Here is a 24239-nt window from a genome sequence, read left to right as displayed (position 1 = left end):
GTTCGTGTGGCTGGCTCGGGGGGCAACGGTTGTGTTCCGGGGTTTCAGTCCGGGCCGCTGGGAAGGCCACCTGGCACCGGGGAAGGTGCGCCAGGGGGCTGCGGTGACCGGGCTGAAGCCGCGGGACACAGTCGTTGGTCGTACTGCTTGGTCGTACTGCTTGGTCGTACCGGGTGGTCCTACCGGGTGGTCCTACTTGGGGGGTGTTCAGTCGTGCTGGTCGAAACCGAGGAAGGGGTCCTCGTTCATCTCTGCGAAGGCGTCCTCGTTCTGCGCGGAATAGGCATCCCATGCAGCCGGATCCCAGACCTCGAGGCGATCGATCGAGCCCACCAGGACCAATTCCTTGTCGAGGCCGGCGTAGTCGCGCAGCCGGGGAGGAATCGTGATGCGTCCCTGCTTGTCGGGCACCTCGTCCGAAGCACTGGCCGCCAGCATGCGCTGGTAGTCCCGCACTCGCTTGAAGGTGCTCGGGGCCTTCATGCTCGCCACCGTCATCTGCCTGAAGGTCTCGAGCGGATAGATGGCCAGACAGCGGTCCTGCTGCCTGGTGACCACCACTCCGTCCGCGAGCGCCTCCCGGAACTTCGCTGGCAGGAACAGCCGGCCCTTCTCGTCGAGCTTGGGCGAGTAGGTACCGAGAAACATCCCGCACCCTCCCCTGTCGCTCCACAGAAGCACCCGTCTGCTCCACTGCGCTCCACCATACTCCACTTCGCCCCACCAAGACCATAGGCGCCGGTGTGTTGCTCCCCCTTCCCACCAGCTCCCGCGGCTCGGAGCGAGCCCGCTCGAGGCGTGGCGGGGCCGAGGCCACCCGGGCACCTGCTGGGCCGGGCCCCCGACCCGGTTTCTTCCCCGCCGTTGCCTGCAGTGGTTAGGCTGAGGCAGTCTGCGTGGGGGTGGTGCTCCGACGTCCACGCCTGATCCGAAGTCGCCCACCAGGCCGCCCACCGGCGGCGCACCAGCGAGGAGAACCGTGGCAGACACGAACCAGGCCGTCGCGATCGACGAGGTGATCGAGATCACCGATCGTGTTCGAGGCGCCATCGAGCAGGTGATCGAGGGCAAGCGCGACCAGATCACCCTCGCGATGACCGTGCTGCTCGCCGAGGGGCACCTGCTGGTGGAGGACGTGCCGGGCGTCGGCAAGACCATGCTGGCCCGGGCCCTGGCCAAGTCCATCGACTGCACCGTTCGCCGGCTGCAGTTCACCCCCGACCTGTTGCCCAGCGACATCACCGGGGTCAGCGTCTTCAACCAGGTCACGCGCGACTTCGAGTTCAAGCCCGGCGCCATCTTCGCCAACATCGTCGTCGGCGACGAGATCAACCGTGCCTCGCCCAAGACCCAGTCGGCCCTCCTCGAGGCCATGGCGGAGCGCCAGGTCTCGTCCGACGGTGTCACCCACGAGCTCGCCTCGCCGTTCATGGTGGTCGCCACCCAGAACCCCATCGAGATGGAGGGCACCTATCCCCTGCCCGAGGCCCAGCGCGACCGGTTCATGGCACGGGTCGAGATGGGCTACCCCACCCGCGGTGCCGAGCTCGCCATGCTGGAGCACCACGGTGCCCGCCAGCCCCTGTCAGACCTGCAACCTGTCACCGACGGACCCGAGATCGTGCGGCTCATCGAGATCATCAAGGACGTCTACGTCGCACCGGCGGTGAAGGACTACATCATCGACGTGGTCACCGCCACCCGCCGGACCGACGACCTGCGTCTGGGAGCTTCGCCACGGGCCAGTCTCCACCTGCTGCGGGCCGTGCGGGCGCACGCCGCCCTGCACAGCCGCGACTACGCCATTCCCGACGACGTGCAGGCCCTGGCTCGTCCCGTGCTGTCACACCGAGTGTTGCCCTCCACGGCCGCCCAGCTCGACGGGCGCTCGGTGGCCGACATCATCGAGCACGCCGTGTCGTCGGTGGTCATCCCCGATCGTCGGTGACCATGAGCGTCCTGCGCATGCTCACCTCGCGGGGCTGGACGCTCGTCATCCTCGGAGCGATCGTCACCGTCGCCGCGATGCTGTTCGGCCAGAACGACCTGCTCTGGTTGGGACTGCTGCTGATCGCGCTGCCGGCGGTCGCCATGGTGATGGTCGGACGATCGCGCATGTCGCTGGCGGTGGAACGCCGACTGAACCCCGCCCGCGCCCCCCTGGGTGAGCGGCTGCGGGGCAGCCTCACCCTGACCAAACGGGGATCGCTACCGCTGGGACTGCTGCAGTTCGAGGAGGCGATCCCCCGCCAGCTCGGACGCCGCCCGCGGTTCACCGTGCACCGCTTCGCCGGTGAGTGGTCGCGGCAGGTCAACTACCCACTCGAGGGCCTCGAGCGGGGCCGCTACCAGGTGGGGCCCCTGCTGGTCCGGGCCACCGACCCCTTCGGGCTGGCCAAGATGGATCGTCGCTTCGCCTCCACCCGAGAGACCATGATCACCCCGCGCATCGTGCCGTTGTCGAGCATGGGGTCGGCCACCGGGCAGGGCCAGAGCGGTGACTCGACCCCCCAGCGGATCGGGCTGGTCGGCGCCGACGACGTGCTGGTACGCGAGTACCGGGCCGGGGACGACGTGCGTCGGATCCACTGGCGCTCGACCGCCCGGCGCGACGAACTGATGGTGCGCCGCGAGGAACAGGCCTGGGATCCCAGCGTGTCCGTGCTGCTCGACAACCGCTCCTCGGCCCACGCCGGCATGGGTCAGGACAGTTCCTTCGAATGGGCGGTCTCGGCCGCCGCCTCGGTCGCGATGCACATGATCTCGTCGGGCTACCGACTCAGCATCCTCGACACCGAGGGACCGTTGGTCGATGCGGACAGGCTGACCCCCGACGAGTTGCGGGAGTCGGTCGCGCTCACCCTGACCGACGTGACCATGACCAGCCACAACACGTCGCTGGCGACGATGGTGCGCGCCGCCACAGGCCACCAGACCGGCGAGGTGCTGATCGCCATCACCGGACGCCTCAGCCGCGACGACGTGCACGCCCTGGTCGCGATGCGCTCCCACCGGGCCCAGGGGCTGGCCATGGTGCTCGACGTCGACACCTTCACCGCTCGTCGCTTCCGGGGGGACGAGTCCCTCGCCGGTGAGCACGAGGCGGCGATCGACCTGCTGCGTCGTCATGCCTGGCGGGTGGTCGAGGTGACCGGCACGACGACCATCGACGAGGCCTGGCGGTCACTCGACCGGGTGGGGGTGAGCACCCGATGAGGACGACGGACCGACTCGCCCTCGCCACGATGGGCGCCATGGTGCTCGCCACCGTGTCGATGCTCGCCCTCACCAGCGACCGGCTGTTGCTGGCCTTCGGCATCGGACTGGTCGCCGTGCTGATGGTGATCTCGGCCGGGGCCAGACGCCTGCGCGTGGGCTCCTGGCTGGTGCACCTGTGGCAGTTGCTCGTCGTGGCCGGCGTCGGACTGGGACTGGGACTCAGCGCCCAACCCGCGTCGGGCAGCTGGCTGCAACAACTGGGGCAGCTCTACCTCGAGGCGGTTCTCACCATCCGCACCGAGTCGGCGCCCATGGAGGCCAACGGCGCCGTCCGCTGGCTGTTCCTGATCATCCTGGGTCTGGTCACCATCCTGATGGACCTGCTGGTGCTGACCCTCTCATCGCCCGCCTGGTCGCTGGCACCGCTCGTCTCGGTCTACCTGATCCCAGCCCTCGCCCTGCCGGGTGGTGTGTCGTGGTGGGTCTTCGCCCTGCTGGCCTCGGGTTACCTGGTGATCCTCGCGGCGGACACCGCCAACCGACTCGGCACGTGGACGAGGAACCTGGTCACCGACTCCGCCGAACGCACGCACTCCCGCTGGGGGGTGTGGCGCATGGCAGCCGTGGTCGGGATACCGGTGCTGGCCGCGGCCATAGCCGCCGGCAGCCTGCTGCCCACCTTCGGCACCCTCGACCTCGATGCCCGGCGACCCCGGGGCAACGGCCCGATCCAACTGGTCGACCCCACCATCGAGCTGCAGAAGAACCTGGCCCAGCAGTCGGAACGGGTCGTCATGACCTACACCAGTAACAGCCCCACCGGGGAGTACATCCGGTTGACCTCGCTCAGCCAGATCGACCGCACGGGGTGGAAGCTGACCCCGATGCAGTTGAGCACCGGCTCGCTCCCCCAGCCCCCGGGGGTCTCGTCGACGCGCCGGACCACCACGCAGATCAACGTCGGTGACTTCTCGACCCAGTACCTGCCTGCCCCCTATGCGCCCGACTCGTTCCAGGCCACGGGCGAGTGGGCCTGGGATCGCAACACCCTCACCCTCGTCTCGACCGCCGCCAACGGCACCGAGTCGACGCGCAACCTCTCCTACGAGGTGACCAGTGTCGACACCGATCCCAACCCGCAGCAGTTCAACGAGGCGATCCCTGGGGCACCCGCCGACGCTGCCGTCACCGCCCAGGTGCCCAGCGACGTGCCGGCCGAGATCGCCGAACTGGCGGCCTCGATCACGAAGGACGCACCGACCCCCGTGCTGAAGGCAGCGGCGATCCAGGAGTACCTGCGCGACCCCCGCCGGTTCACCTACTCGACCACGGCCCCGGCCGGCGACGGCTATGAGGTGATCGCCAACTTCCTGCTGCGGGACAAGGCCGGGTACTGCATCCACTTCGCCTCGGCGATGGCGCTGATGGCGCGGCTCGAGGGCATTCCCTCCCGCGTGGCCGTCGGCTTCCTGCCCGGTGAGAAGACGGGCGACCAGTGGCGGGTTCGCGGACGCAACATGCACGCCTGGCCCGAGCTCTACTTCGCCGGCTTCGGCTGGGTTCGCTTCGAGCCGACCGCAGCCGTCGCTGACGCCCCGATGTGGACCGTGACCTCACCTCTGAACCAACCCACCCCCAGTTCCAGCACCTCCCAGCAGCCGTCGTCCGACCCGACCTCGTCGTCGAGCGCCAGCGCCCCCAGTTCGGACCCCAGCGCCAGCCAGAGCACGGCCGCGCCCGTGAGCGGGGGCACGGGCTTCGTGATGCCGTGGGCGCAGGTCATCGGGGCCACCGGCGGGCTCGCGGTCGTGGCGCTCCTCGCCGTGACGCCGTTGCTGGTGCGCCGGTCGATCAGGCGTGGACGACTGCACGCCACCGGGGACCCCCACCACGTGGTGGCCGGGTGGTGGGAGGAGGCCCGGGACACGCTGGTGGACTCGGGCACGGACTGGCCCGAGGGATCACCGCGCGGGCGTGCCGCTGCAGCGGCCCCCGGATTGGGCACCGAGGCCGCCGGGGCGTTGAGCCGGTTGGCGCTGGCGGTGGAGCACTCGCGGTACGCCAGGACGATGGACGACCTGTCACCCGACCTGGCCGATGACATCCGGTTCTTCACCCACGAGGTGCGCGAGCACGAGACCGGCCTACGCGGCCTTGCCGCGACGTTGTGGCCGAGGTCATTGTGGGTGAACCTCGGGCGCTGGCTGTCCGGGGTCCGCCAGTGATTCCGGACCGGCCGGCACCCCAGAGGATCGGGCCCGCGAATCGAGACGCTGTCTGTTGTGCCGCCCCGCCCGCGGCCTAGACTGGAGGACACAACAAGACCGTCTGGTCACCAGGGTCAGCAGCCGAGGATCGTCGGCCGCCACCCCGTTCACCGGTCAGTCATCCCAGGGTCAAGGCAAGGAGGCATGATGGCTCTCTCCGATGAGGAACAGCGCCTGCTTGCGCAACTCGAACAGTCCCTCGCCGAGGACGACCCGAAACTTGCCCATCTGATGCGGGGCAGCCGGGTTCGTCCCACCCGTGGTTCCCGCCACCTCGTGGCCGGGGGCATCGGTTTCCTGGTCGGGCTCACCCTGCTGGTGCTGGGCATCCAGACCCATTGGACGGTCAGCGTGGCCGGCTTCGTGGTGATGGCCGCCTCGGCTGCATCGGGACTGGGGTTGTTGCCTTCGCGTGGCGGTCCGCGCCAGCACCACCACACGCCAAAGCAGCAGGCCGCCGCCAAGGCCGCCCCTTCCGGCTCGATGATGGACAAGTTCGAGGAGCGCTGGCGCAAGCGCCAGGACGAGGGGCGCTGACCCGCCGTCCGGACTGTTCAGGCCTCAGCCGGTCAGCCTTGCTCGCCGCACGGCGTGGGGCCCGAACCTCATGATGGCCGCGTCAGCCGCCTGTTCCACCTCCCTCATGCCCTTCTCGGGGGCATCGAGGGTGAACTGCTGGTAGGCCTCGTCCGCATCGACCAACCGTTCCACCCGTACCCCCACCCGGCGGATCCGTGCCCGCTGCAGGTTCAGCCCCCGCCAACACCTCAGTGCTGCCGCGTAGATCTCGTCGGTGACATCGGTCGGGGTGGCCAGCTGCGTGGTGCGGGTGATGGTGGTGAAGTCCGCGAACCGTAGCGAGATGCTCACCCCTCGGCCGAGCACCTGGGCCTGGCGCATGCGTCCGGCGGTGCGCGCCGCCATGCGCAGGAGTTCGGTGGTCACGAGACCTGGGTCGTCGGTGTCACGGGAGAACGTCTCCTGCGCCCCGATGCTGCGCTCCACCGCCTCCCCGACCACCCGGCGGTCGTCCCTGCCCCACGACAGGTCGTGCAACCACCCCCCCGCATGGGTACCCATCGCCCGTTGCAGGGTCTGTCTGGACGTGTGGGCCACCTCGCCGATGGTGGTCAGTCCCAGCTGGTGCAGGCGAGCGGCGGTCGACTCCCCGACCCCCCACACCTTCTCGACCGGGAGCGGGTGCAGGAAGGCGACCACCTGACTGGGGGGTACCTGCACCACCCCGTCGGGCTTGGCCTGGTTCGAGGCGAGCTTGGCCACGAACTTCGAGGGCGCGATGCCGACCGAACAGGTGATCTGCTGCTCGTCGGCCACCTGCGCACGGATCAGTTCGGCGATCACCCGGGGATCCCCCAGCCGCAGCACCGACCCGGTCACGTCGAGAAAGGCCTCATCGATCGAGATCGCCTCCACCCGAGGGGTGACCCCTCCGAAGATCGCGAACACACCCTTGCTGACCGCGGCATAGGTGTCGTGGTCGGGCGGCACCGGAATCCCCTGGGGGCACAACCGCCTGGCCCGTGAACTGGGCATGCCCGACCTCACCCCCGCAGCGCGTGCCTCGTAGCTGGCCGACAGCACCACCCCCCGCTCGGCGCCTCCCACCCACATCGGTCGTCCGCGCAGTTCGGGTCTGCGAGCCAGTTCGACGGTGGCGTAGAAGGCGTCCATGTCGACGTGCATGATCACCGTCTCGCTCGCCATCGTCACCACCCCGAACTTCCCGGGCTGGAGTGCCACAGCTTGCGTGGTGCCTGCGCAGCCGGGGTGCCGGCCGGTTTCACGTCGGCATAGGGCGACTGCTTGAAACCGCTGGCGTGCACCAGGACGCGACGGGGACCCATGCCCCCGGCTCGTCCGTGGGTCTGCGCGTCGGCGGCGGGACGGGCATCGGTCATCCGCTCCGCACGGGGCGCCGACGCCTGCAGTTGCTCGGGACGGGCGTTGATCTCGTCGACCACGGCCTGCATCGCCGCGTCGACGTCGCCGTCCCGGGTCAGGTGGGCCTGGTAGGTCGCGAACAGCGCCTGCAGGTCCCACGCCCCCGTCGCCCGCAGTGAGACCCCACGGGGCCCGGTGCGGCGCAACTCCCCGCGCACCACCAGGAGCCAACTCGAGAACACCGTCGCCGCGTACGGACCCTGGGCGTCCTCGAAGAAGGTGGCATCGACTGGTCCGGAACCATCATCGAGGGTCAGGAAGACGACTCGTCGTCCGCTGCGCACCGGCGGTGTCTGGGTGGCCACCTTCACTCCCGCCACCAGCAGGTCGGCATGCGAGCGCTGGCCCAGCAGGTCAGGCGACCAGGTGGTGCCCAACCGCTGCAGGAAGGCGCGGTAGAAGGCCATCACGTGCTGGCTGGCGTCCATGCCGAGGATCTCGAGTTCGAGTTCGAGGCGCTGCCGGTCGTCGAGTTCGGGCAGCCCCGTGGCGGCCACGTCGCCGGGACCCTGGCGGGAGGACCCCCACCCCTCGGACCGGGCTTCGTCCTCCCCCGGGTCGGTGAAGTCGAGGGCCAACTGCACCCCCGCGAAGGCATCCGCGCGGCGTGCGTTCACCACCTCACCCTGTGCCTGGGACCTGGCCAGATCGCGGGGATCGTCGAGGTTCGACGCCACGGGCTTGGTGCGTCGCAGTCCCTTGGCGCGGGAGGCGGTCCGCGCCTCCACCACCTGGAGCCGACGCAGGTCGGCGACAGCGAGCACGAGGTCACGACGGGTGAGCAGCCCTCGCTGGTGCACCGCGGCCGCTCGTCCGATGCCGTAGAGCCGGTCGAAGGCACCGGCCAGCACCAGCCGTTCGACCACGGGGGCATCGACCTGCGCCCGGTTCCAGAAGTCGGTGAGGGAGTGGTACGGCTGGCCAGCGACGATCCGGGCGACCTCGATGGCACTGATGCCCTTCACCTCGTTGAGGGCCATCCGGATGCCGTGTTCGGGGTCCTGGGGCAGGCCCTGGGGGTTCAACGGACGAACGGCGGTGGCCGGGTCACTGCCCGGCTCCAACCCCGCCTGTTCCTGTTCCTCGTCGAGGTCAGTGCGGCGAGACGGGCGCCAGTCACCCCACTCGAGGCCGTGCAGACACTCCACCCGATAGACGTCACTGGAGGCGTTCACGTCGAGCCCGAGCACGGGCACCTGCATGCGCCGCGCCTCCTCGAGGATCAGCCGCTTGGGGTACATACCCGGGTCGTGGGTGAGCACACCGGCGATGAAATGGGCCGGATGGTGCCGCTTCAACCAGGCCGACTGATAGGTGGGCAGGGCGAAGGCGGCCGCGTGCGCCTTGCAGAAACCGAACGAGGCGAAGGCGGCCAGCACCGACCAGACCTTCTCGACCACCCGTTCGTCGTAACCACGGTCGATCGTGGTGGGAATGAACCAGGCGCGCACATCGGCCTGTCCCGCCGGGTCGCCCAAGGCCCGCCGGACCTCGTCGGCCTGGGCCAGCGAACAGCCGGTCATGACGGCGACGATCTGGATGATCTGCTCGTGGAAGACCACCACGCCGCCGGTCTCCTCGAGCACCGGCACCAGGTCGGGGTGCAGGTACACCGGGTCCTTCCAGCCCTGGCGCGCGTTCAGGAAGGGCACCACCATGTCGGACTTCACCGGCCCGGGGCGAAACAGCGAGATGTCGATCACCACGTCGGTGAAGGTGGTGGGACCGAACTTCCCGATCAGTTCACGCTGCCCGGGTGACTCGATCTGGAAACAACCCAGGGTCGCGGCATGGGCGATCAGGTCGTAGGTGTCGGGATCGTCGAAGGGTGCGAGGGCGTCGATGTCGGGCCGCACGTGCCCCGTGCGCTCGATCTCGTCGAGGCAGTGCGCCATCGACGACTGCATCCGGATGCCCAGCACGTCGAGCTTGAGCAGGCCGATGTCCTCGACGTCGTCCTTGTCGAACTGGCTCATCGGGAAGCCGCCGAAACTGGCCTCCACCGGGGTGCGATCACCCAGGGTGGCATCCGACAGCAGCACCCCACACGGATGCAGGGCGACGTGGCGGGGCAACCCGTCGAGCGACTCGACCAGGTCGAAGAGCACGTCGAGGCGGCGTTCAGCCAGCCCGGCGGCCCGCAGTTCGGGCAGGTCGCGCAGGGCGGACCTGGCATCGCGTGCACGGATGTGGGGGAAGGCCTTGGCGATGGCGTCGACCTCGATGGGGGGAAGGCTGAGGGCTGCCCCGACGTCGCGGACGGCATGCCTGACCCGGTAGGTCTCGAGCATCGCCACGCAGGCCACCCGCTCACCACCGAAGACGTCGAGGATCTTCTCGTAGATCTCGGTGCGTCGGGCCGACTCGACGTCGAGGTCGATGTCGGGCAGGGCCCGCCGCAGCGGCGACAGGAAGCGCTCCATGATCAACCCGTTGGCGATCGGGTCGACCCCCGAGATGCCCAGCAGGTGGTTGGCCATGCTGCCGGCACCCGACCCGCGCGCGGCACAGCGGATACCCATGTCGCGCACGAGTTGCACCACGTCGGCGACGGTGAGGAAGTAGGAGGCGAAACCGAGGTGCTCGATCACGGCCAGTTCCTCGTCGAGCCTGCGTTCCACCTTCTCGACGAGGGCGGACGATGACCCGTAGCGACCCGCGATGCCTGCCTCGCAGCGTTGCCTCAGCGTGGTCATCACCTCTTCGGCCGTGGTGCCCAACACCCCGAACTCGGGCAGGTGGATCTCACCCAGCCCGAGGTCAGCACGGGGATCGAGTTGGCACCGCAGTCCCAGGGTGCGGGTGTCTGCCACCAACCGCTCGGCACCGTGGCGGCCTCGTCCGGCGAGTTGGACGACGTGCTCGGCGATCTCGACCATGGCCTTGCCCGACTTGAGGTAGCCCTCGGCGTTGCGGCGATCGATGTTGCGCAGGTCGAGGGGCACCAACCGGCGGGCCGCGTCGAGCACGTCGACGGTGGCAGCCTGGTGGCGTTCAGCCATCCGCACCTGGTTGGTGAGCACGGCCGGGAGCGAGAACCGGTCGGCCAGGGCCACCATCCCCCCGGCCTGGGCTGCGGAGTTCACCCCACTGCCGGCCACCTGGTGGTTGGTGGCAGCAATCACCACCCGATCGGCACCCAGCCGGTCGACCCACCGTTGCAGTTCGGCCTCGGCACCGAGCCGATCACGTTCGGCCACCCGCAACCCGAAACTGGAGTCGCTGCCGAGCATCACGACCAGGTCGTCACCGTGCCGCTCGAGTTGGTCGAGCGAGGTCTCGGGAGTGCCGCGCTCCCCGGCCAGATGGGTGGCCGAGACCAATCGGCACAGGCTCGCCCATCCGGTCCTCGACGTCGCCAGCGGCACCACGCGAGGGTGGCGTCGGTCACGTGTCTCGCCCCCCCGGGCGGCGGTCCGCCGCGGGGCTCGGGCGAGGGCGGCGACGGGTTCGGGGACGGCCAGGTCGACCCCCAGCACGGGGGCCACCCCGTGTTGCAGGCAGGCCTTGGCGAACCTGATCGCCCCGTAGAGGCCGTCACGGTCGGTCAGTGCCATCACCGACTGGCCGTGCTCGGCCGCCGTGGCGACCAGGGCCGAAGGATGGGAGGCGCCGTGCTGGAAGGAGTAGCCCGAGGCCACCCGAAGATGGACGAAGGGGTCGCTCATCGTCGCCCCCCCGGATCGAGGCGCAGCCTGCCCACGGCCTCGAGGAAGGTCTGGGCGTCGCGCACCAGGTCATCGGCCTCCCGGTCACCGATCGGCAGTTCACCTCGGGCGGCCGCGTCGTGGCGTGGCTGGATGGCCGACAGGTAACCCGCCCACTCCGCCAGTTCGGGGGCATGGTGGGCCACGACGCGCCACAACCCTGCGTTCGAGGAACCACGGGGTGGACGACCGGTGCGCGCCCGCAGCGCCAGGACAGCCAGCTCGCGCAGGGCGTGGTGGGCGGCCAGGTAGCGGGTCGCCGGATCGGGAGTCAGGTCGGCCGTGACGACCAGGGTCTGGGCCCGAGCCAGGTCGATGCGGTGGTGATCGGCCACCCGGACGGGTCGCGCACTGGTGGAGGACAGGAGTTCGTGGCTCATCCCAGGCTCCTCAGTCGATCACGGTGCGCAGTTGCCAGGCACCGTCGTGGAAGCGGTGGGCCAGTTCGTAGATGCCACGACTGCCTGCCATGCCGTTGGCCGCCTCGACCCGCCACACCTCGCTCTCACGCAACAGGTCGGCGTCATCGCCCGCTCCCGGGTGCTGGCGGCTCATGGTGGCCGTGCCACCACCCAGGCGCTGGTGCTCCCAGTCGTCGTCGCCGCGAGCGGCGCGCACCTGGCTCGAGGTCCACCACTCCCCGGACTCGATCCAGCGACTCTCGATGGCCAGCACCCGCCACAGCTGCCCCCGCCACAGGAACTGGGCAGGATCGTTCATCCTGCCGAGCCTGACCTCGATCGCGTCCCCACGCCTGCGCACTGTGAACCCCTTCCCCGAGCCGTGCGAAACCTACTTCTCGACCCGTGAAGGGAGCTCCGACGTGATCGGGGGTCGAGGCCGACCACGCCGAAGCGGTCCCAGTGCTCGAACCACCTCGTCCACCGACGAACTGCGGTTCCGATCGGGCCCTTCCCCAAGTTCCCGATCGGTGATGCGAGGGAGTGGGTGACCACCCTCGAATCGAACAGGTGTTCGAACATCACCAACTATAGGAGCACCCTCCGACACTTCGTCAACCCCGGGTTGATCCTCCACTCGAACCTCAGTTCGTCACCGGGGCGCACCTGCCCGAGCACGTCGAGGTCGGCCGGGTCGACCACCCCGATCACCGGGTAGCCCCCGGTCGTCGGGTGGTCGGCGAGGAAGACCACGGGACGACCATCCGGTGGCACCTGCACCGATCCGGGGATCACGGCCTCGCTCGGGAGTTCGCCGGTGACCAGTCGTTCGAGGCCGACCCGCGCCGGGTGGTGGCGCGCCTGCAGTCGCATGCCGACGCGGTCGCACTCCGGAGAGACCAGCCACGGCGTGGCGACGAACAGGGCACGGGCCGCCGGGGTGAACCAGTCGTCCCGGGGCCCCGCGAACACACCCAGCACCAGCCCGTCGCTCCCCCCGCCGACCGCCGCCGCGGCCAGCCCGAGGTCGGTCGCCGTCCACGGGCCGGTGGGCAGCCCCGCCGAGTCGAGCACGTCACCGGTGCGCACGGGCGCTCGTCCCAACCCCGCGGTGGGTGAGGACGAGACCGAACCGACCAGGAGGTCGCCCGCCAGTCCGCCGGCCACGCCCAGCAGCACCCGGAGCCCGTGGCTGGGACGACCCACCCGCACCTGCGCCCCGGCACGAACCGGGAGGGCGGTGTGGCTGGGCTCGGGTCGTCCGTCGACCAGGACGGGTGCAGGTGCCCCACAGAAGGCGAGCACCGTGTCAGCCATCACCTGCACCACCAACCCGCCGCCCAGCAGTTCGAGGCCGGCAGCCGTCTCGGGATTGCCGACCAGACGATTGGCCAGCCTCAACGAGGCGCGATCGAGGGCACCGGCCCTCGGCAGTCCCATGCCGAGACCGGTGCGGCGTCCGAGGTCCTGGAGCAGGCAGAGGGGACCGGGCTCGAGCACCCGCAGAACAGGACCCGCAGGCAGGGGGTCCACTGGGCGGGGGTCCACAGGCAGGGAGTCCACATGGCAGGGGTCCACAGGCAGGGGGTTCACGCGGAGACCTCGACGAACCGCACCCGCACCCCGGCATGCAGCAGGGCGGGCGGCTGACGGTGGGGGTCGAACATCGCCAGCGCCGTGCGGCCGATCACCTGCCAACCCCCCGGAGAGGCACCCGGGTAGACACCGCTCCACTCCCCCGCCAGCGCCACCGAACCGGCGGGGATTCGGGTTCGGGGGGCGGTGCGCCGAGGCACGGAGCGGGGGTGCTCACCGACCAGGTAACCGAACCCGGGCAGGAATCCGACCAGGTCACAGGTCCAGACCTGGCTGGTGTGCCAGTCGACCAGGTCACGCACTCCCAGACCGAGCAGGTCGGCGACCTCGACGAGGTCATCACCGTCGTAGACCACCGGAACCACCACGTCGGAGGTGACCCCGGCAACCGCCCCGGGCACCGTGCTCCCGGTGACGACGCTCCTGGGGATCAGGCTGGTGAGTGCTGCCATCGCGGCCGACACCTCGACAGGCGAGGTCAGGAAGACCGCAACGGTCTGCACACCCACCACCAGGTCGATCACGTCGGGCAACCGGCCCCCCACCAGTTCGGCCTCGAGCAGCGCCACGAGTTGGCGACGCCGAACCGGCGACCCGCAGTCGACGAGCACGGCCGAACCGCCCAGGGGTCTCAGCTCGAAGGGCCTGATCCCGGAGCCACCCACCGGATCGTCCGTCCACTCGCCGGGCACCGACGTCACGACACGAACGGGGCCAGCCCGATGTCGGCCGCGGCCATCGCCTCCCGCACGGAGCAGGCCAGCGCCACCGCCCCGGGCGAGTCGCCGTGGACGCAGATCGATTCGGCCTCCACCGCCACCTCGGTGCCGTCGACGGCCTCAACCACCCCGGTGCGGACGAGCCCCACCATCCTCTCCGCCACCACCCGCGGGTCGTGCAGCAGCGCACCGGGTTCGCGGCGCGGGACGAGCGTGCCGTCGGGGCGGTAACCCCGGTCGGCGAAGGCCTCGACGACGGTGCGGATGCCTCGTCCACGGGCCAGTTCGTGAGCGATCCCCGGCAGGCCCAACAGGGCCAAGGACTCGTCGAAGTCACCGATGGCCCCCACCACAGCACCGGCCTGCTCGGGGTGGGTGACGATGGCGTTGTACAGCGCCCCGTGGGGTTTGACGTAGCCCACCCGGGCGCCGACGACGGCGGCCAGACCGGCCAGTGCGGCCAGTTGGTAGAGCACGTCGGCGCGGAGTTCGGCGGGATCGACGTCGACGAACCGTCGTCCGAAGCCCGCGAGGTCGCGGTAGGAGACGTGCGCCCCGACCACGACCCCCCGGTCGGCGGCCGCACGCAGGGTACGCAGCATCACCGTCGGGTCCCCGGCGTGGAAACCGCAGGCGACATTGGCCGAGGTCACCACGCCGAGCAGGGCCTCGTCGTCACCCATCGTCCACGACCCGAAGGACTCCCCCAGGTCGGCGTTCAGATCGACGGTTCGCATGTGCCCGAGTCTGGCACGAGCACCTACGCTCGAGGGCATGTCGATCAGCGCGCTGCAGCCCCACGCCCAGACGTGGGCCACCACCATCGCCGAGGTGTTGGCCACCCCGTGGCCCTACGCCGCAGCCCACGCCAGCCGGGGACCCGAGGACTGTGACGTCACCCCCTCCCGCCTGCACCCGATGTTCCACGCCAGCCTCGACTGGCACTCCTCGGCGCACATGCAGTGGTCGGCGATCACGCTGCTGCACCACACGGCCCTCCCCGAGGAGACCCGTGACGCCCTCACCGCCGAACTCGACTCCCGACTCACCGACGAGAACGGTCAGGTGGAGGCGACCTATCTGGCGGACCATCCCGGCTATGAACGGCCCTATGGCTGGGGATGGGTCGCGACCCTGACCGCCGGCGCCACGGCGCTGGCGGCGGACACCGCCCACCCCCTGGCTGCACGCGCCCGGACCTGGGCCACCGCGCTGCAGCCGGTGGCCGACCAGGTCGGGGACCACCTGATCGCCTGGTTGCCCAAACTCGCCTTCCCGATCCGCCACGGGGTGCACTCCAACACCGCCTTCGGCCTCACCCTGGCCCGCGACGCCTTCGAGGCGCTCGGGGTCGACGACGTGGTCACCGCCATCGACACGGCCGCCCGCGAGTTCTTCCTCCCCGACGTCGACTACCCCAGCTCCTGGGAGCCGAGCGGTTCCGACTTCCTGTCCCCGGCGCTCTGCGAGGCCGACCTGATGCGCCGGGTGCTGCCCCACCAGGAGTTCGGGGCCTGGCTGAACACCTTCCTGCCGGTGCTGGCCGAACCCGGCGAGAGGCTGCTGCAGACGCCGGTCGTGCTGGACGAGACCGACGGCCACGCCGTCCACCTCCACGGGCTCGCGCTCAGTCGCGCGGCCCAACTACGGGCACTGGCGCCCTTCCTCGAGGCACCTCGGGCCACGGCAGCCCGTTCTGCCGCGGACGAGCTGGTGGCCCATGCATCCGCCGCCATCAGCGAGGGCGACTTCATGAGCACGCACTGGCTGGTCAGTTTCGCAGTGCTCGCCGCCCTGATGGCCTGAGCCGCGGGCCGCCGCGGGCCTACTGTGTCGCCATGGAACTGCTCCCCATGACGTTCGCCTCGGGTTGGGCCAGCGGCATCAACGCCTACGCCACCGTGCTGGTCCTGGGCTTGATGGGCCGTTTCGCCCACGAGCCGAGCGTTCCGGCGGGGTTCCAGCGCACCGATGTGCTGATCGTGATGACGGTGCTCGCCGTGCTCGAACTGGTGGCCGACAAGATTCCCTACCTCGACTCAGCCTGGGACACCGTCTCGACGATCATCCGACCCGTCGCGGGGGCCGTGATCGGAGCCCTGATCGCCGGGCACTCAGGCAGCCTGCTGACCCTCTCGCTGGCAGCCGTCGGCGGGGTGTCGGCCCTGCTCAGCCACCTCACCAAGGCGGGGCTACGACTGGCCATCAACACCTCACCCGAGCCGGTCACCAATGTCGCCGCCTCGGCCGCCGGTGACGTCAGCGTCGTGGGAGTGGCGGCTCTGGCTGCCAGCTTCCCGGTGGTGGCTGCGATCATCGCGGGCGTGCTGCTGGTGGCCACCGCGATCGTGTTCTGGTTCGCCTTCTCGAGGGTGCGTCGCGGATGGCGTGCCATCCGACGCTGGCTGCGCCCGGAGCCACGGCCATCATGAGCCTCGGCGAGGGGCCTACCGTACGAGTGCGTGGGGCGAGCCTGGTGGGGATCGCCACGGCGGCACGACTGGCCCGCTGGGGGCATCAGGTCGAAGTGGTCGGCACCCCCTCCCCGGAGCGGTGCGACCCCCCGGTCATGACTCTCCCGGCTGTCTGGCGCGACCTCTTCACCAAGACCGGCCAACCCTTGGCCGGAGCGCTGAACGGCGCCCATCTGGAACTGGTCGAGGCGCCCCCTGCGATGCATCACTTCTTCGACGGCAGCGAGGTGGCACTTCCCACCGAGCGCGGGGCGCAGGTGCGAGCCCTCGAGCCCTTGGTGGGACGAACCCAGGCATTGGCCTGGGCCCAGGTGCTCGACCGCGCCGACACGTTGTGGCAGGCCTGGCGGCGCCAAGGCGCCGAGCATCCCTTCGACACCGACGCAGATCTCGGCCCCCTGCTGCCGCGGACGTCGATGGGGGAACTGACCGCACCACTGACCGACGCCCGACTGGTCGAGCTCTTCACCAGCGTCGCAGCGCGCGCGGGCGCCGAGAACGAACCAGCCACGCGTGACAACAGGGCGCCTGCCCTGCTGGCCTCCCGCTGGTCCGTGGAGCGCACCTTCGGACGATGGCACCTCATCGATGCCGACACCCGCCGGGCCCAACCCCTGAGCCGCCTCACCGATCTGCTGATGACGCGGGCCCTCTCCCTGGGGGTCCGTTTCACCCACGTCCATGAGCAGCACCCCGGCTCGGCCCGCGTCGACGTCGACACCCTGACCCCGGTCCCGCCGCGGTCGTTGTTGCCGTGGCGGTCGGCCCCGCGCCCCTGGGCCCCCTCGTTCGAGTGCAGTCATCACGACAATGACCTGCCGCCAGGGGTTGTGACCGAACACGTCCATCACCGAACCGAGGCGGGGGCTGAGGTCACGTGGCTCTGGCAGGGGCACGCCGTCGTCACCGACTGGGCGACCCGCCAGGCCCCCCCACCGGGTACCGCGGGCTGGACCGTGAAAAGCTTCCGTCAGTGGCGTGAGCGTCCGCCTCTGCGCGTCGACGACACCCACTGGCGAGGCAGCGCCGCGAGCCACGCGGGCAACGAACCCTGGGCTCAACTGCTCACCGGGGCGTTGCTGGCCTACGAGGTGCACGAGCACCTCACCGGGGAGGACATCCGCCCCACCAACCGGAACCAACCGCTTCCCCCACGGCTACGCCCGATTCCGGTTCCGCGACCAGCAGACGGCTCGAATACCCAGTTCGGCCGTGCACCCGAGTAGGCTTGAGCGTCAGTCTCACCGTGTGAGGGAAGTTAGTGAACTCATCACCCACAAGCTCGGACCGGCCTCGCCAGTCCGCGTCCACCCCCGATCCTGACACCGTCCGTCGAGAGATCGCGGCGGAACAGGATCACGTCGACCGCGTGTACCAGGCCCTCGACCTGGCCACGGCGTCCGCGAAGCAGGTGGCTCGCGCTGGTAGCGAGACCTACAAGAGCGATCGTGGCGACTACGTCCGTGAGGAACATGGCACCGCCATGTTCGAGCGGGACGCGTTCGCCTACCAGTCCGCCAGACGTCTGGCCACCCTGGACGCCGAACACGAGGGGCTGGTGTTCGGCCGGCTCGACCTCACCGATGGCGAGGTGCGACACATCGGTCGCATCGGCGTGCGCGACGAGGAGTACGAGCCACTGGTGATGGACTGGCGCGCTCCGGCCGCCGAGCCGTTCTACCGCGCCACCCCCAACGAGCCGCTCGGCGTCATCCGCCGCAGAGTGCTGCGCACCCACGGTGCCACCGTCACCGGTGTCGAGGACGACCTGCTCGACTCCTCCGCCGATTCCGACCTGGTGGTGGTCGGCGAGGGCGCCCTGATGGCCGCCCTGAAGCGCGCCCGGGGCGACGCCATGCGCGACATCGTCGCCACCATCCAGGCCGAGCAGGACGAAGCCATCCGCGCTCCCTACCAGGGGTTCACCGTGATCTCGGGTGGCCCCGGCACCGGCAAGACCGTCGTGGCCCTGCACCGCGCGGCCTACCTGCTCTACACCCACCGCAAGCGCCTCGAGAAGGGCGGCGTGCTCGTGGTCGGCCCGAGCGGGGTGTTCATGAACTACATCGAACGGGTTCTGCCCTCGCTCGGCGAGGACGCCGTCACCCTGCGCGCCGTCGGGGCCCTGGCCGTCGACGTGCTGGGGTCGAGTTCCGACATCGTCGACACCGCGCCGGCAGCCCTGCTGAAGGGCTCCATCCGCATGCTGCCGGTGCTCAGGGCCCTGGCCCAGCTTCCGCCCGGTGACCAGGAACCGAGCCTTCGGGTGAGCGTCAAGGGCGAGGTGATGACCCTTCGTCCCCAGCAGGTGGCGGGACTGCGCAAGCAGGTGCTGTCGAACCACCGCCTCAACCAGGGCAGGGAGGCCGCCGAACGGGCCGCCCTGGGTGCGTTGTGGGGCATGTTCACCAATGACGACGAGCTGGGCCGCGACCAGTTCGACGATGCCGTCACCTCGCAGGCGTCGTGGACGATGTTCCTGCACGCCTGGTGGCCCTCGGTCGACCCACGCGACCTGTTGACCCGACTGGTCGACCCGGCCGTGCTCGAGCAGGTGGGGGGCGGACTCTCGGCCGAGGAGCGCCGAGTGCTGGCGGAGTCCTACGCCCCCGTCGTCTCGGGCGAGCGTGGCTGGACGATCGCCGACATCGCGCTGCTCGACGAGTTGGTCTCGATCGTCGGCGCACCCGTCGTCGAGGTGGACGACGACCGTTCGGTCATCTTCGAGGGAGGCGCCGACGTCGAGGAACTGGTCACCACCATGGAACGGCTGACCGACCAGCGCGTCGTCGACCCCGACGACGACCCCCAGGACACCTTCGCGCACGTGCTCGTCGACGAGGCCCAGGACATCACGCCGATGCAGTGGCGGATGTTGCGTCGGCGCGGCCCGCAGGCCAGCTGGACGATCGTCGGCGATCCCGCGCAGAGCTCCTTCCCCGACCCCGACGAGACGGCCCGGGCCATGACCGACCTGGTCGGACGAGCCCCGTTCCGCCAGTTCAGGTTGTCGACGAACTACCGCTCGCCGGCCGAGGTGTTCAACCTGGCGGCCAAGGTGATCACCACGGTGCAGCCGGACGCCGACCTTCCCGAGGCCGTGCGTCGAACCGGTTTCGCTCCGCAGCTGGAGGCCACCACGCCCGAGGGCCTGGACGATGCCCTGCGTCAGCACGTGTCCAGGCTGGCCGACCAGGTGACGGGGACGATCGGTGTCGTCTCACCTCCCTCGCTGATCGAGCGGGTGCGCGCCGCGCTCGCCACCTCCCACCCCGACCGGGTGCGGGTGGTCACGCCGCTGCAGGCCAAGGGTCTGGAGTACGACGGGGTCCTGGTGGTCTCACCGGACGACGTGGTGGCGGAGGCGCCGGGTGGAGTCCGTGTGCTCTACGTCGCGCTGACCCGACCCACCCAGCGACTGGTCACCCTCGACCTCGACCGGGGCCGCCCGGCACGCTGGCGCCCCGAGGTGGCAGGCGTCTGACCCGGCGCCCGGCCCGGCGCCGGGCACGGGTTCACCAATGTCGGTGCTGCAGCCGTTCGAAGATCTCCCGGGTCGCCCGGGACCGGTTCTGGGTGAAGAACTGCAGCCCCGGCGCGCCACCTCGTAGCAGGGTGACGGCCAGCTCGGAGGCGATCCGGGCGCCCACGACCCGCACCTGGTCGGGATCGTGTGCGATCGCCTGCAACCGGTCGACCATCAGTTGCGGCAGGGGTGCCCCCGAGAGTTCGGCGAAGGTCGTGACCTGCTTGACGGTTGCCACCGGCATGATCCCGGGGATGATCGGGATGGGGCAGCCCAGCGAGCGCACCCGGTCGACGAGATCGAAGTACTGGTCGGGCTCGAAGAACAGCTGGGTGATCGCGAACTCCGCGCCCGCCTCCCACTTCGCCACCAGCAGGCGGGCGTCGAGGTCGGCGTCCGACTTGTCCGCGTGGGGGGTGGGGAAGGCCGCCACCCCGACGCAGAAATCTCCCTCGGCCTTGATCAGCCGCACCAGCTCGGTGGCGTTGTCGAGGCCGTCGGGGTGCCGCTGCCAGGGGACGGTGGGACCTCCTGGCATGTCGCCCCGGATGGCCAGGATGTGGGTGACGCCGATCTCGGCGTACGCACGGATGGTGGCACGCAACTCGTCGACGGACTGGTCGGCACAGGTGAGGTGGCCGATGGTCTCCAGCTGGGTACGGTGCATGATCCGCTCACTCGCACGCAGGGTGCGCTCTCGCTGGGACCCGTTCGCGCCGTAGGTGACCGAGACGAAATCAGGGTCGAGCGGGGCCAGCCGCTCGATGGCCGTCCACAGGGTCTCGAACTCCTCCTCGGAGCGCGGGGGCCGGAACTCGAACGAGAACAACGGACGCTCCGCGGTCGCCAACCGCTCGGCGAGGGTCGGTCGCGGGGGGGTCACGGGGGTGGAGGGCACGCCTTCCAGCCTAGGGCGACGGCTCGGTGGCCACCGGTTAGGCTCAGTCCGTGGCCCCCTTCGACCCCAGTTCCCCGCTCAGCGCCGACTTTCGTGAGGCGGTCCACCGGGAACTGACCGAGTTCATCGACGAGCGGACGAACAGCCTCGTCGAGATCGCCCCGGAGCTGTCACGGTTGGGCGACCTCGCCACCACGTTCACGACCGGGGGGAAGCGCATTCGTCCGGCCTTCGCGTACTGGAGCCACGTGGCGGTCACCGGCCAGCCCGCTGACCCGGCACCCCTGCTGAGGGCCTGCGCCTCGCTCGACCTGTTGCACGTCTCGGCCCTCATGCACGACGACGTGATGGACGCCTCCGACACCCGACGTGGCCTGCCCTCGGCCCATCGACAGCTCGAGGCCGAGCACCGGGCCGCTGGTGGCCGCGGCAGCGCAGAATCCTTCGGCAGGGCGGGGGCCATCCTGCTGGGTGACCTGCTGCTGGTCTGGTCGGTCGAATTGCTGCGCCGCTCGGGGCTGGCCGACGAAGTCCTGGGCCGCGCCCTGCCCCTGTTCGACGCCGTCCGACAGGAAGTGACCGCCGGCCAGTACCTCGACGTGGTGGCGCAGGCCAGGCTGGGCGTCTCGACTCCAGCATCCGGGGGCGAGGCCCGTGACCTGCAGGTGGCCCGCGAGGTGGAGATGGCCCAACGGGTGGTCGAGTTCAAGACCAGCCGCTACACGGTGGCCCGACCCTGTCAGATCGGTGCGGCGCTGGCCGGCGCCGATTCGCACCTGTTGCGCGCCCTGGGCGAGTTCGGCTCACCCATGGGCCATGCCTTCCAGTACCGCGATGACGTGCTGGGCGTGTTCGGTGACGAGTCAGTGACCGGCAAGCCGGCCGGTGACGACCTCAGGGAGGGAAAGCGGACCGTGCTGGTGGCCCACGCCCTCGACCTCGCCCCGGACGAGGACGCGGCCGCCCTGGACGCCATGCTCGGGAACCCGGACCTGACGGAGGCCGACGTCGACCGCGCCAGGACGATCATCGAGGGTTCGGGTGCTCTGGCTGCGACGGAACAGGCGATCTCGGCGGCCCATGCACGAGCCCTCGACGTTCTCAACGCGGCGAGACTGACCGATGAGGGACGGACGGCCCTGACGGCTCTGGCCGAGGCCAGCGTGCGTCGCAGTCACTGACCCGGAGTGGACTCCTGCGCCCCGGCTGCTTCCTCGGCGGCCGATGGATCCTGGTCCGCGACCGGCCCCGAGGAGGTCTTGGCTGAGGAGGTCTCGGCTTCGGCGGTGGCGGTGGGATCGACATCGCTGGCGGGGCGGGCTGGCAGCACGATCGTCCCCTTGTCGAGATCGATCCTCATCGGCCCCTGCGCACCGTTGCGGCTGGGCACGACGGCGACCTTGTCGAGATCGCGTTGGCGGCGCCAGTGCGCCGCGTTGGGATTGAAGAGTTCGAACAGGTTCGACATGGTCACCAGCCAGACTGCTCAGGAGATGTCTTCCCACTGTGCCACAGCCACATCACGGGGGCCACAGCCACCTCACGGGGGCGCGCTCACAGCTCAGTCATGTGCCGTGAGGCCGACCGGCCCCAGCCGTTCGCGCAGGGTGTCGGCCAGTGCCCCGGCCGCCGCCACCGGATCCTTGGCGCCGACAATGGCCGCGGAGACCGCCACCCGTCTGGCTCCCGCCTCGAGCACCTGGTCGAGGTTCGACGCGGTGATCCCACCCACCGCGACCCACACGAAGTCATCACCGGACTGTTGGGCGGCGTAGCGCACGAGTTCCAGCCCCGGTGCCTGTCCCTGCTCGGCGAAGACCGGCCCGACGTAGGCGTAGTCGGCCTCCCGGGCCGCGTGGTCCCACTGGGCCGGGTTGTGCACCGACCGTCCGACCAGGGCGTACTCGTGCAGTCGGCGACGCGCGGCGGTCAGGTCACCGTCGCTCGCCCCCAGGTGCAGCACGTCTGCCTGCTGGGCCGCCGCCGCCTGCAGGTCTCGTCCGAGCACCAGCAACCGTCGGCGGTCGAAGGCCACCGCGTGCACCTGTTCGACCAGCGCACGCTGCTCCCCCAGCGCCTGGTCGCGCAACTCGATGACGTCGACCCCGGCGTCATAGAGGTCACCGATGAACCGTGGTAGGTCGTGGGCAGCGACCCCTCGCCCCGCACCGAGATCGGTGATGAGGTGCAGCTTCGACCACCGCAGGTTGTCACGCATGGAGATGAGTGCAGTCACCCGTTCAGCATAGGGAGAGGGCGGCTGCGGCGGGCGCGGTTGGCGGTCGACGCCAGGGCCCCCGCTCGCCCGACACGCTCACGCGAGGGCGCGGGGAGAATCACAGTCGTGTCGTCTACGATGGGCCGCAGGCTTGCACGGCCTCCCTTCCCCGACCGTGTTTGGAGCTTTTGTGACCATGACCGGCGTCAGCGATCCCTTGGTCGGGCAAGTGCTCGACGGGCGCTACGAGGTCCTTGCGCGCCTTGCGCGAGGGGGCATGGCAACCGTCTACCGCGGGCTGGATCGCCGCCTCACCCGGGTGGTCGCCATCAAGGTCATGCACGAGGGGCTCGGGGGCGACACCGATTTCGCCAAGAAGTTCGACCGGGAGGCACGGGCAGCTGCCACCCTGTCGAACCCGCACGTCGTGAGCGTCTTCGACCAGGGACAGGACCACGGTCGTCCCTACATCGTGATGGAGTTCGTGGACGGTTCCACGCTGCGCCACCTGCTCAATCGCGAGGGTCCCATGGAACCCCTGCGAGCCCTGGAACTGATCGAGGCGGTCGCCCACGCCCTGGCGAGTGCGCACGACTCGCAGATGGTGCACCGCGACGTGAAGCCCGAGAACGTGCTGATCTCGAGCCGGGGTCAGGTGAAGGTGGCCGACTTCGGGCTCGCTCGCGCCGTCACCGCGCAGACCGCCACGGCCACCCAGGGACTGCTGATGGGCACCGTCAGCTACATGCCCCCCGAACTCGTCACCCGCGCCAGGGCAGATGCCTCAGGAGACGTGTACTCCACCGGGGTGATGCTCTTCGAGATGCTGACCGGCCAGAAGCCGCATGTCGCCGAGACACCGATCGCCGTCGCCTGGAGCCACGTCCACCACGACATCCCCGCTCCCTCGACCTTGCTCGGGCGGGCCACCGACACCTCGCGCATCATCCCTCCCTACCTCGACGCACTGGTGGTCGCCTGCACCCGTCGACAGAGTTCCGATCGCCCCCGCGACGCGCGCGAACTGCTCGCCCTGGTGCGCACCGCACGGCGGTCGCTGCGCAAGGGTGTGATGGACGACCCCGCCCTGACCGACCTGATGCTGGCCTCGACGCGCCACGACCCGGGCCGGGACGAACGCACCGTTCCCGACCCCGACGGCCGACCCGAGCCACCGCACCGGTCCTCCCTGCGGCAGGGCGCCCAGTCAGCCGGCGCACCGCCTCGTCCGGTCAGCCACCGGCCCACCTCA

General features: G+C 70.1%; 20 protein-coding genes and 1 pseudogene. 10 read left to right on the top strand and 11 right to left on the bottom strand.

The window, feature by feature from the left end:
* Positions 1 to 207 precede the first annotated feature (207 nt).
* Positions 208 to 648 carry a division/cell wall cluster transcriptional repressor MraZ gene (gene mraZ, locus H507_RS0105540; protein WP_022909731.1) on the bottom strand — a complete coding sequence of 147 codons (441 nt, stop codon included), beginning with the start codon at positions 646 to 648 and terminating at the stop codon, positions 208 to 210.
* Positions 649 to 979: 331 nt separating this feature from the next.
* Here mraZ and H507_RS0105535 point away from each other — a divergent pair, with 331 nt between their 5' ends.
* The 4 genes from H507_RS0105535 (at position 980) to H507_RS0105520 (ending at position 6023) form a co-directional block, all read left to right on the top strand.
* Positions 980 to 1948 (top strand): AAA family ATPase, encoded by a 969-nt coding sequence (locus tag H507_RS0105535; RefSeq protein ID WP_022909730.1) that lies wholly within the window; start codon positions 980 to 982, stop codon positions 1946 to 1948.
* Between the two features lie 2 nt (positions 1949 to 1950).
* Positions 1951 to 3216: a DUF58 domain-containing protein gene (locus H507_RS15000; protein WP_040437437.1), complete on the top strand. Its 1266-nt coding sequence runs from the start codon at positions 1951 to 1953 to the stop codon at positions 3214 to 3216.
* The gene (locus H507_RS14995) at positions 3213 to 5444 is read left to right on the top strand and encodes a transglutaminase TgpA family protein (protein ID WP_022909728.1); all 2232 of its coding nucleotides are present in this window, start codon (positions 3213 to 3215) and stop codon (positions 5442 to 5444) included. The genes H507_RS15000 and H507_RS14995 overlap by 4 nt, the downstream gene beginning before the upstream one ends.
* A gap of 189 nt (positions 5445 to 5633) precedes the next feature.
* Positions 5634 to 6023 carry a DUF3040 domain-containing protein gene (locus H507_RS0105520; protein ID WP_026377822.1) on the top strand — a complete coding sequence of 130 codons (390 nt, stop codon included), beginning with the start codon at positions 5634 to 5636 and terminating at the stop codon, positions 6021 to 6023.
* A 24-nt stretch (positions 6024 to 6047) separates the two neighbouring features.
* Here H507_RS0105520 and dinB read toward each other — a convergent pair whose 3' ends face one another.
* From dinB to H507_RS0105485, 7 genes are all read right to left on the bottom strand, one after another.
* On the bottom strand, positions 6048 to 7211 hold the full coding sequence (dinB, locus tag H507_RS14990) for a DNA polymerase IV (RefSeq protein ID WP_040437919.1): 1164 nt from the start codon (positions 7209 to 7211) through the stop codon (positions 6048 to 6050).
* Positions 7212 to 7213: 2 nt separating this feature from the next.
* Complete coding sequence (locus tag H507_RS0105510; RefSeq protein ID WP_022909726.1) at positions 7214 to 11116, bottom strand: DNA polymerase III subunit alpha; 3903 nt, start codon at positions 11114 to 11116, stop codon at positions 7214 to 7216.
* A complete protein-coding gene (locus H507_RS17220; protein ID WP_022909725.1) occupies positions 11113 to 11535 on the bottom strand; it encodes an SAV_6107 family HEPN domain-containing protein in 423 nt (140 codons plus the stop codon). The genes H507_RS0105510 and H507_RS17220 overlap by 4 nt, the downstream gene beginning before the upstream one ends.
* Before the next feature lie 10 nt (positions 11536 to 11545).
* Complete coding sequence (locus H507_RS0105500) at positions 11546 to 11917, bottom strand: DUF6504 family protein (RefSeq protein ID WP_022909724.1); 372 nt, start codon at positions 11915 to 11917, stop codon at positions 11546 to 11548.
* Positions 11918 to 12144: 227 nt separating this feature from the next.
* A complete protein-coding gene (locus H507_RS14980; protein WP_211217290.1) occupies positions 12145 to 13056 on the bottom strand; it encodes a 5-oxoprolinase subunit C family protein in 912 nt (303 codons plus the stop codon).
* A gap of 89 nt (positions 13057 to 13145) precedes the next feature.
* The gene (locus tag H507_RS0105490) at positions 13146 to 13853 is read right to left on the bottom strand and encodes a 5-oxoprolinase subunit B family protein (RefSeq protein ID WP_022909722.1); all 708 of its coding nucleotides are present in this window, start codon (positions 13851 to 13853) and stop codon (positions 13146 to 13148) included.
* On the bottom strand, positions 13850 to 14608 hold the full coding sequence (locus H507_RS0105485) for a LamB/YcsF family protein (RefSeq protein WP_022909721.1): 759 nt from the start codon (positions 14606 to 14608) through the stop codon (positions 13850 to 13852). The genes H507_RS0105490 and H507_RS0105485 overlap by 4 nt, the downstream gene beginning before the upstream one ends.
* 37 nt (positions 14609 to 14645) lie before the next feature.
* Between H507_RS0105485 and H507_RS0105480 the strand changes: the two genes are divergently transcribed.
* From H507_RS0105480 to H507_RS14975, 4 genes are all read left to right on the top strand, one after another.
* Positions 14646 to 15677: a DUF2891 family protein gene (locus tag H507_RS0105480; RefSeq protein WP_022909720.1), complete on the top strand. Its 1032-nt coding sequence runs from the start codon at positions 14646 to 14648 to the stop codon at positions 15675 to 15677.
* Between the two features lie 32 nt (positions 15678 to 15709).
* On the top strand, positions 15710 to 16303 hold the full coding sequence (locus tag H507_RS0105475) for a DUF4126 domain-containing protein (protein ID WP_022909719.1): 594 nt from the start codon (positions 15710 to 15712) through the stop codon (positions 16301 to 16303).
* Positions 16304 to 16440: 137 nt separating this feature from the next.
* Positions 16441 to 17571, top strand: coding sequence for a phytoene desaturase family protein (locus tag H507_RS0105470; protein WP_157438884.1), 1131 nt, complete (start codon positions 16441 to 16443; stop codon positions 17569 to 17571).
* 113 nt (positions 17572 to 17684) lie between these two features.
* Positions 17685 to 19829 (top strand): HelD family protein, encoded by a 2145-nt coding sequence (locus H507_RS14975; RefSeq protein WP_040437912.1) that lies wholly within the window; start codon positions 17685 to 17687, stop codon positions 19827 to 19829.
* A gap of 31 nt (positions 19830 to 19860) precedes the next feature.
* On the opposite strand, the gene H507_RS0105460 is transcribed toward H507_RS14975, so the two are convergent.
* Positions 19861 to 20769: a methylenetetrahydrofolate reductase gene (locus H507_RS0105460; protein WP_022909716.1), complete on the bottom strand. Its 909-nt coding sequence runs from the start codon at positions 20767 to 20769 to the stop codon at positions 19861 to 19863.
* Positions 20770 to 20819: 50 nt separating this feature from the next.
* On the opposite strand from H507_RS0105460, the gene H507_RS0105455 reads away from it, so the two are divergent.
* Positions 20820 to 21950: a polyprenyl synthetase family protein gene (locus H507_RS0105455; protein ID WP_022909715.1), complete on the top strand. Its 1131-nt coding sequence runs from the start codon at positions 20820 to 20822 to the stop codon at positions 21948 to 21950.
* On the opposite strand, the gene H507_RS0105450 is transcribed toward H507_RS0105455, so the two are convergent.
* Both H507_RS0105450 and H507_RS14970 read right to left on the bottom strand, forming a co-directional pair.
* Positions 21944 to 22237, bottom strand: a complete 294-nt coding sequence (locus H507_RS0105450) for a hypothetical protein (RefSeq protein ID WP_026377818.1) — start codon at positions 22235 to 22237, stop codon at positions 21944 to 21946. The two genes, H507_RS0105455 and H507_RS0105450, sit on opposite strands and share 7 nt — an antisense overlap.
* Before the next feature lie 93 nt (positions 22238 to 22330).
* The gene (locus H507_RS14970; RefSeq protein ID WP_022909713.1) at positions 22331 to 23005 is read right to left on the bottom strand and encodes a thiamine phosphate synthase; all 675 of its coding nucleotides are present in this window, start codon (positions 23003 to 23005) and stop codon (positions 22331 to 22333) included.
* Positions 23006 to 23183: 178 nt separating this feature from the next.
* Between H507_RS14970 and H507_RS18225 the strand changes: the two are divergent.
* Positions 23184 to 24146 (top strand): annotated as a pseudogene (locus tag H507_RS18225) (protein kinase domain-containing protein); the annotation flags it as partial.
* Positions 24147 to 24239 lie beyond the last annotated feature (93 nt).

The sequence above is a fragment of the Aestuariimicrobium kwangyangense DSM 21549 genome (assembly GCF_000421525.1).
Lineage (GTDB): Bacteria > Actinomycetota > Actinomycetes > Propionibacteriales > Propionibacteriaceae > Aestuariimicrobium > Aestuariimicrobium kwangyangense.
Note: the sequence above shows the minus strand (reverse complement) of the source record. Positions and strands in the feature narration are given on the sequence as shown.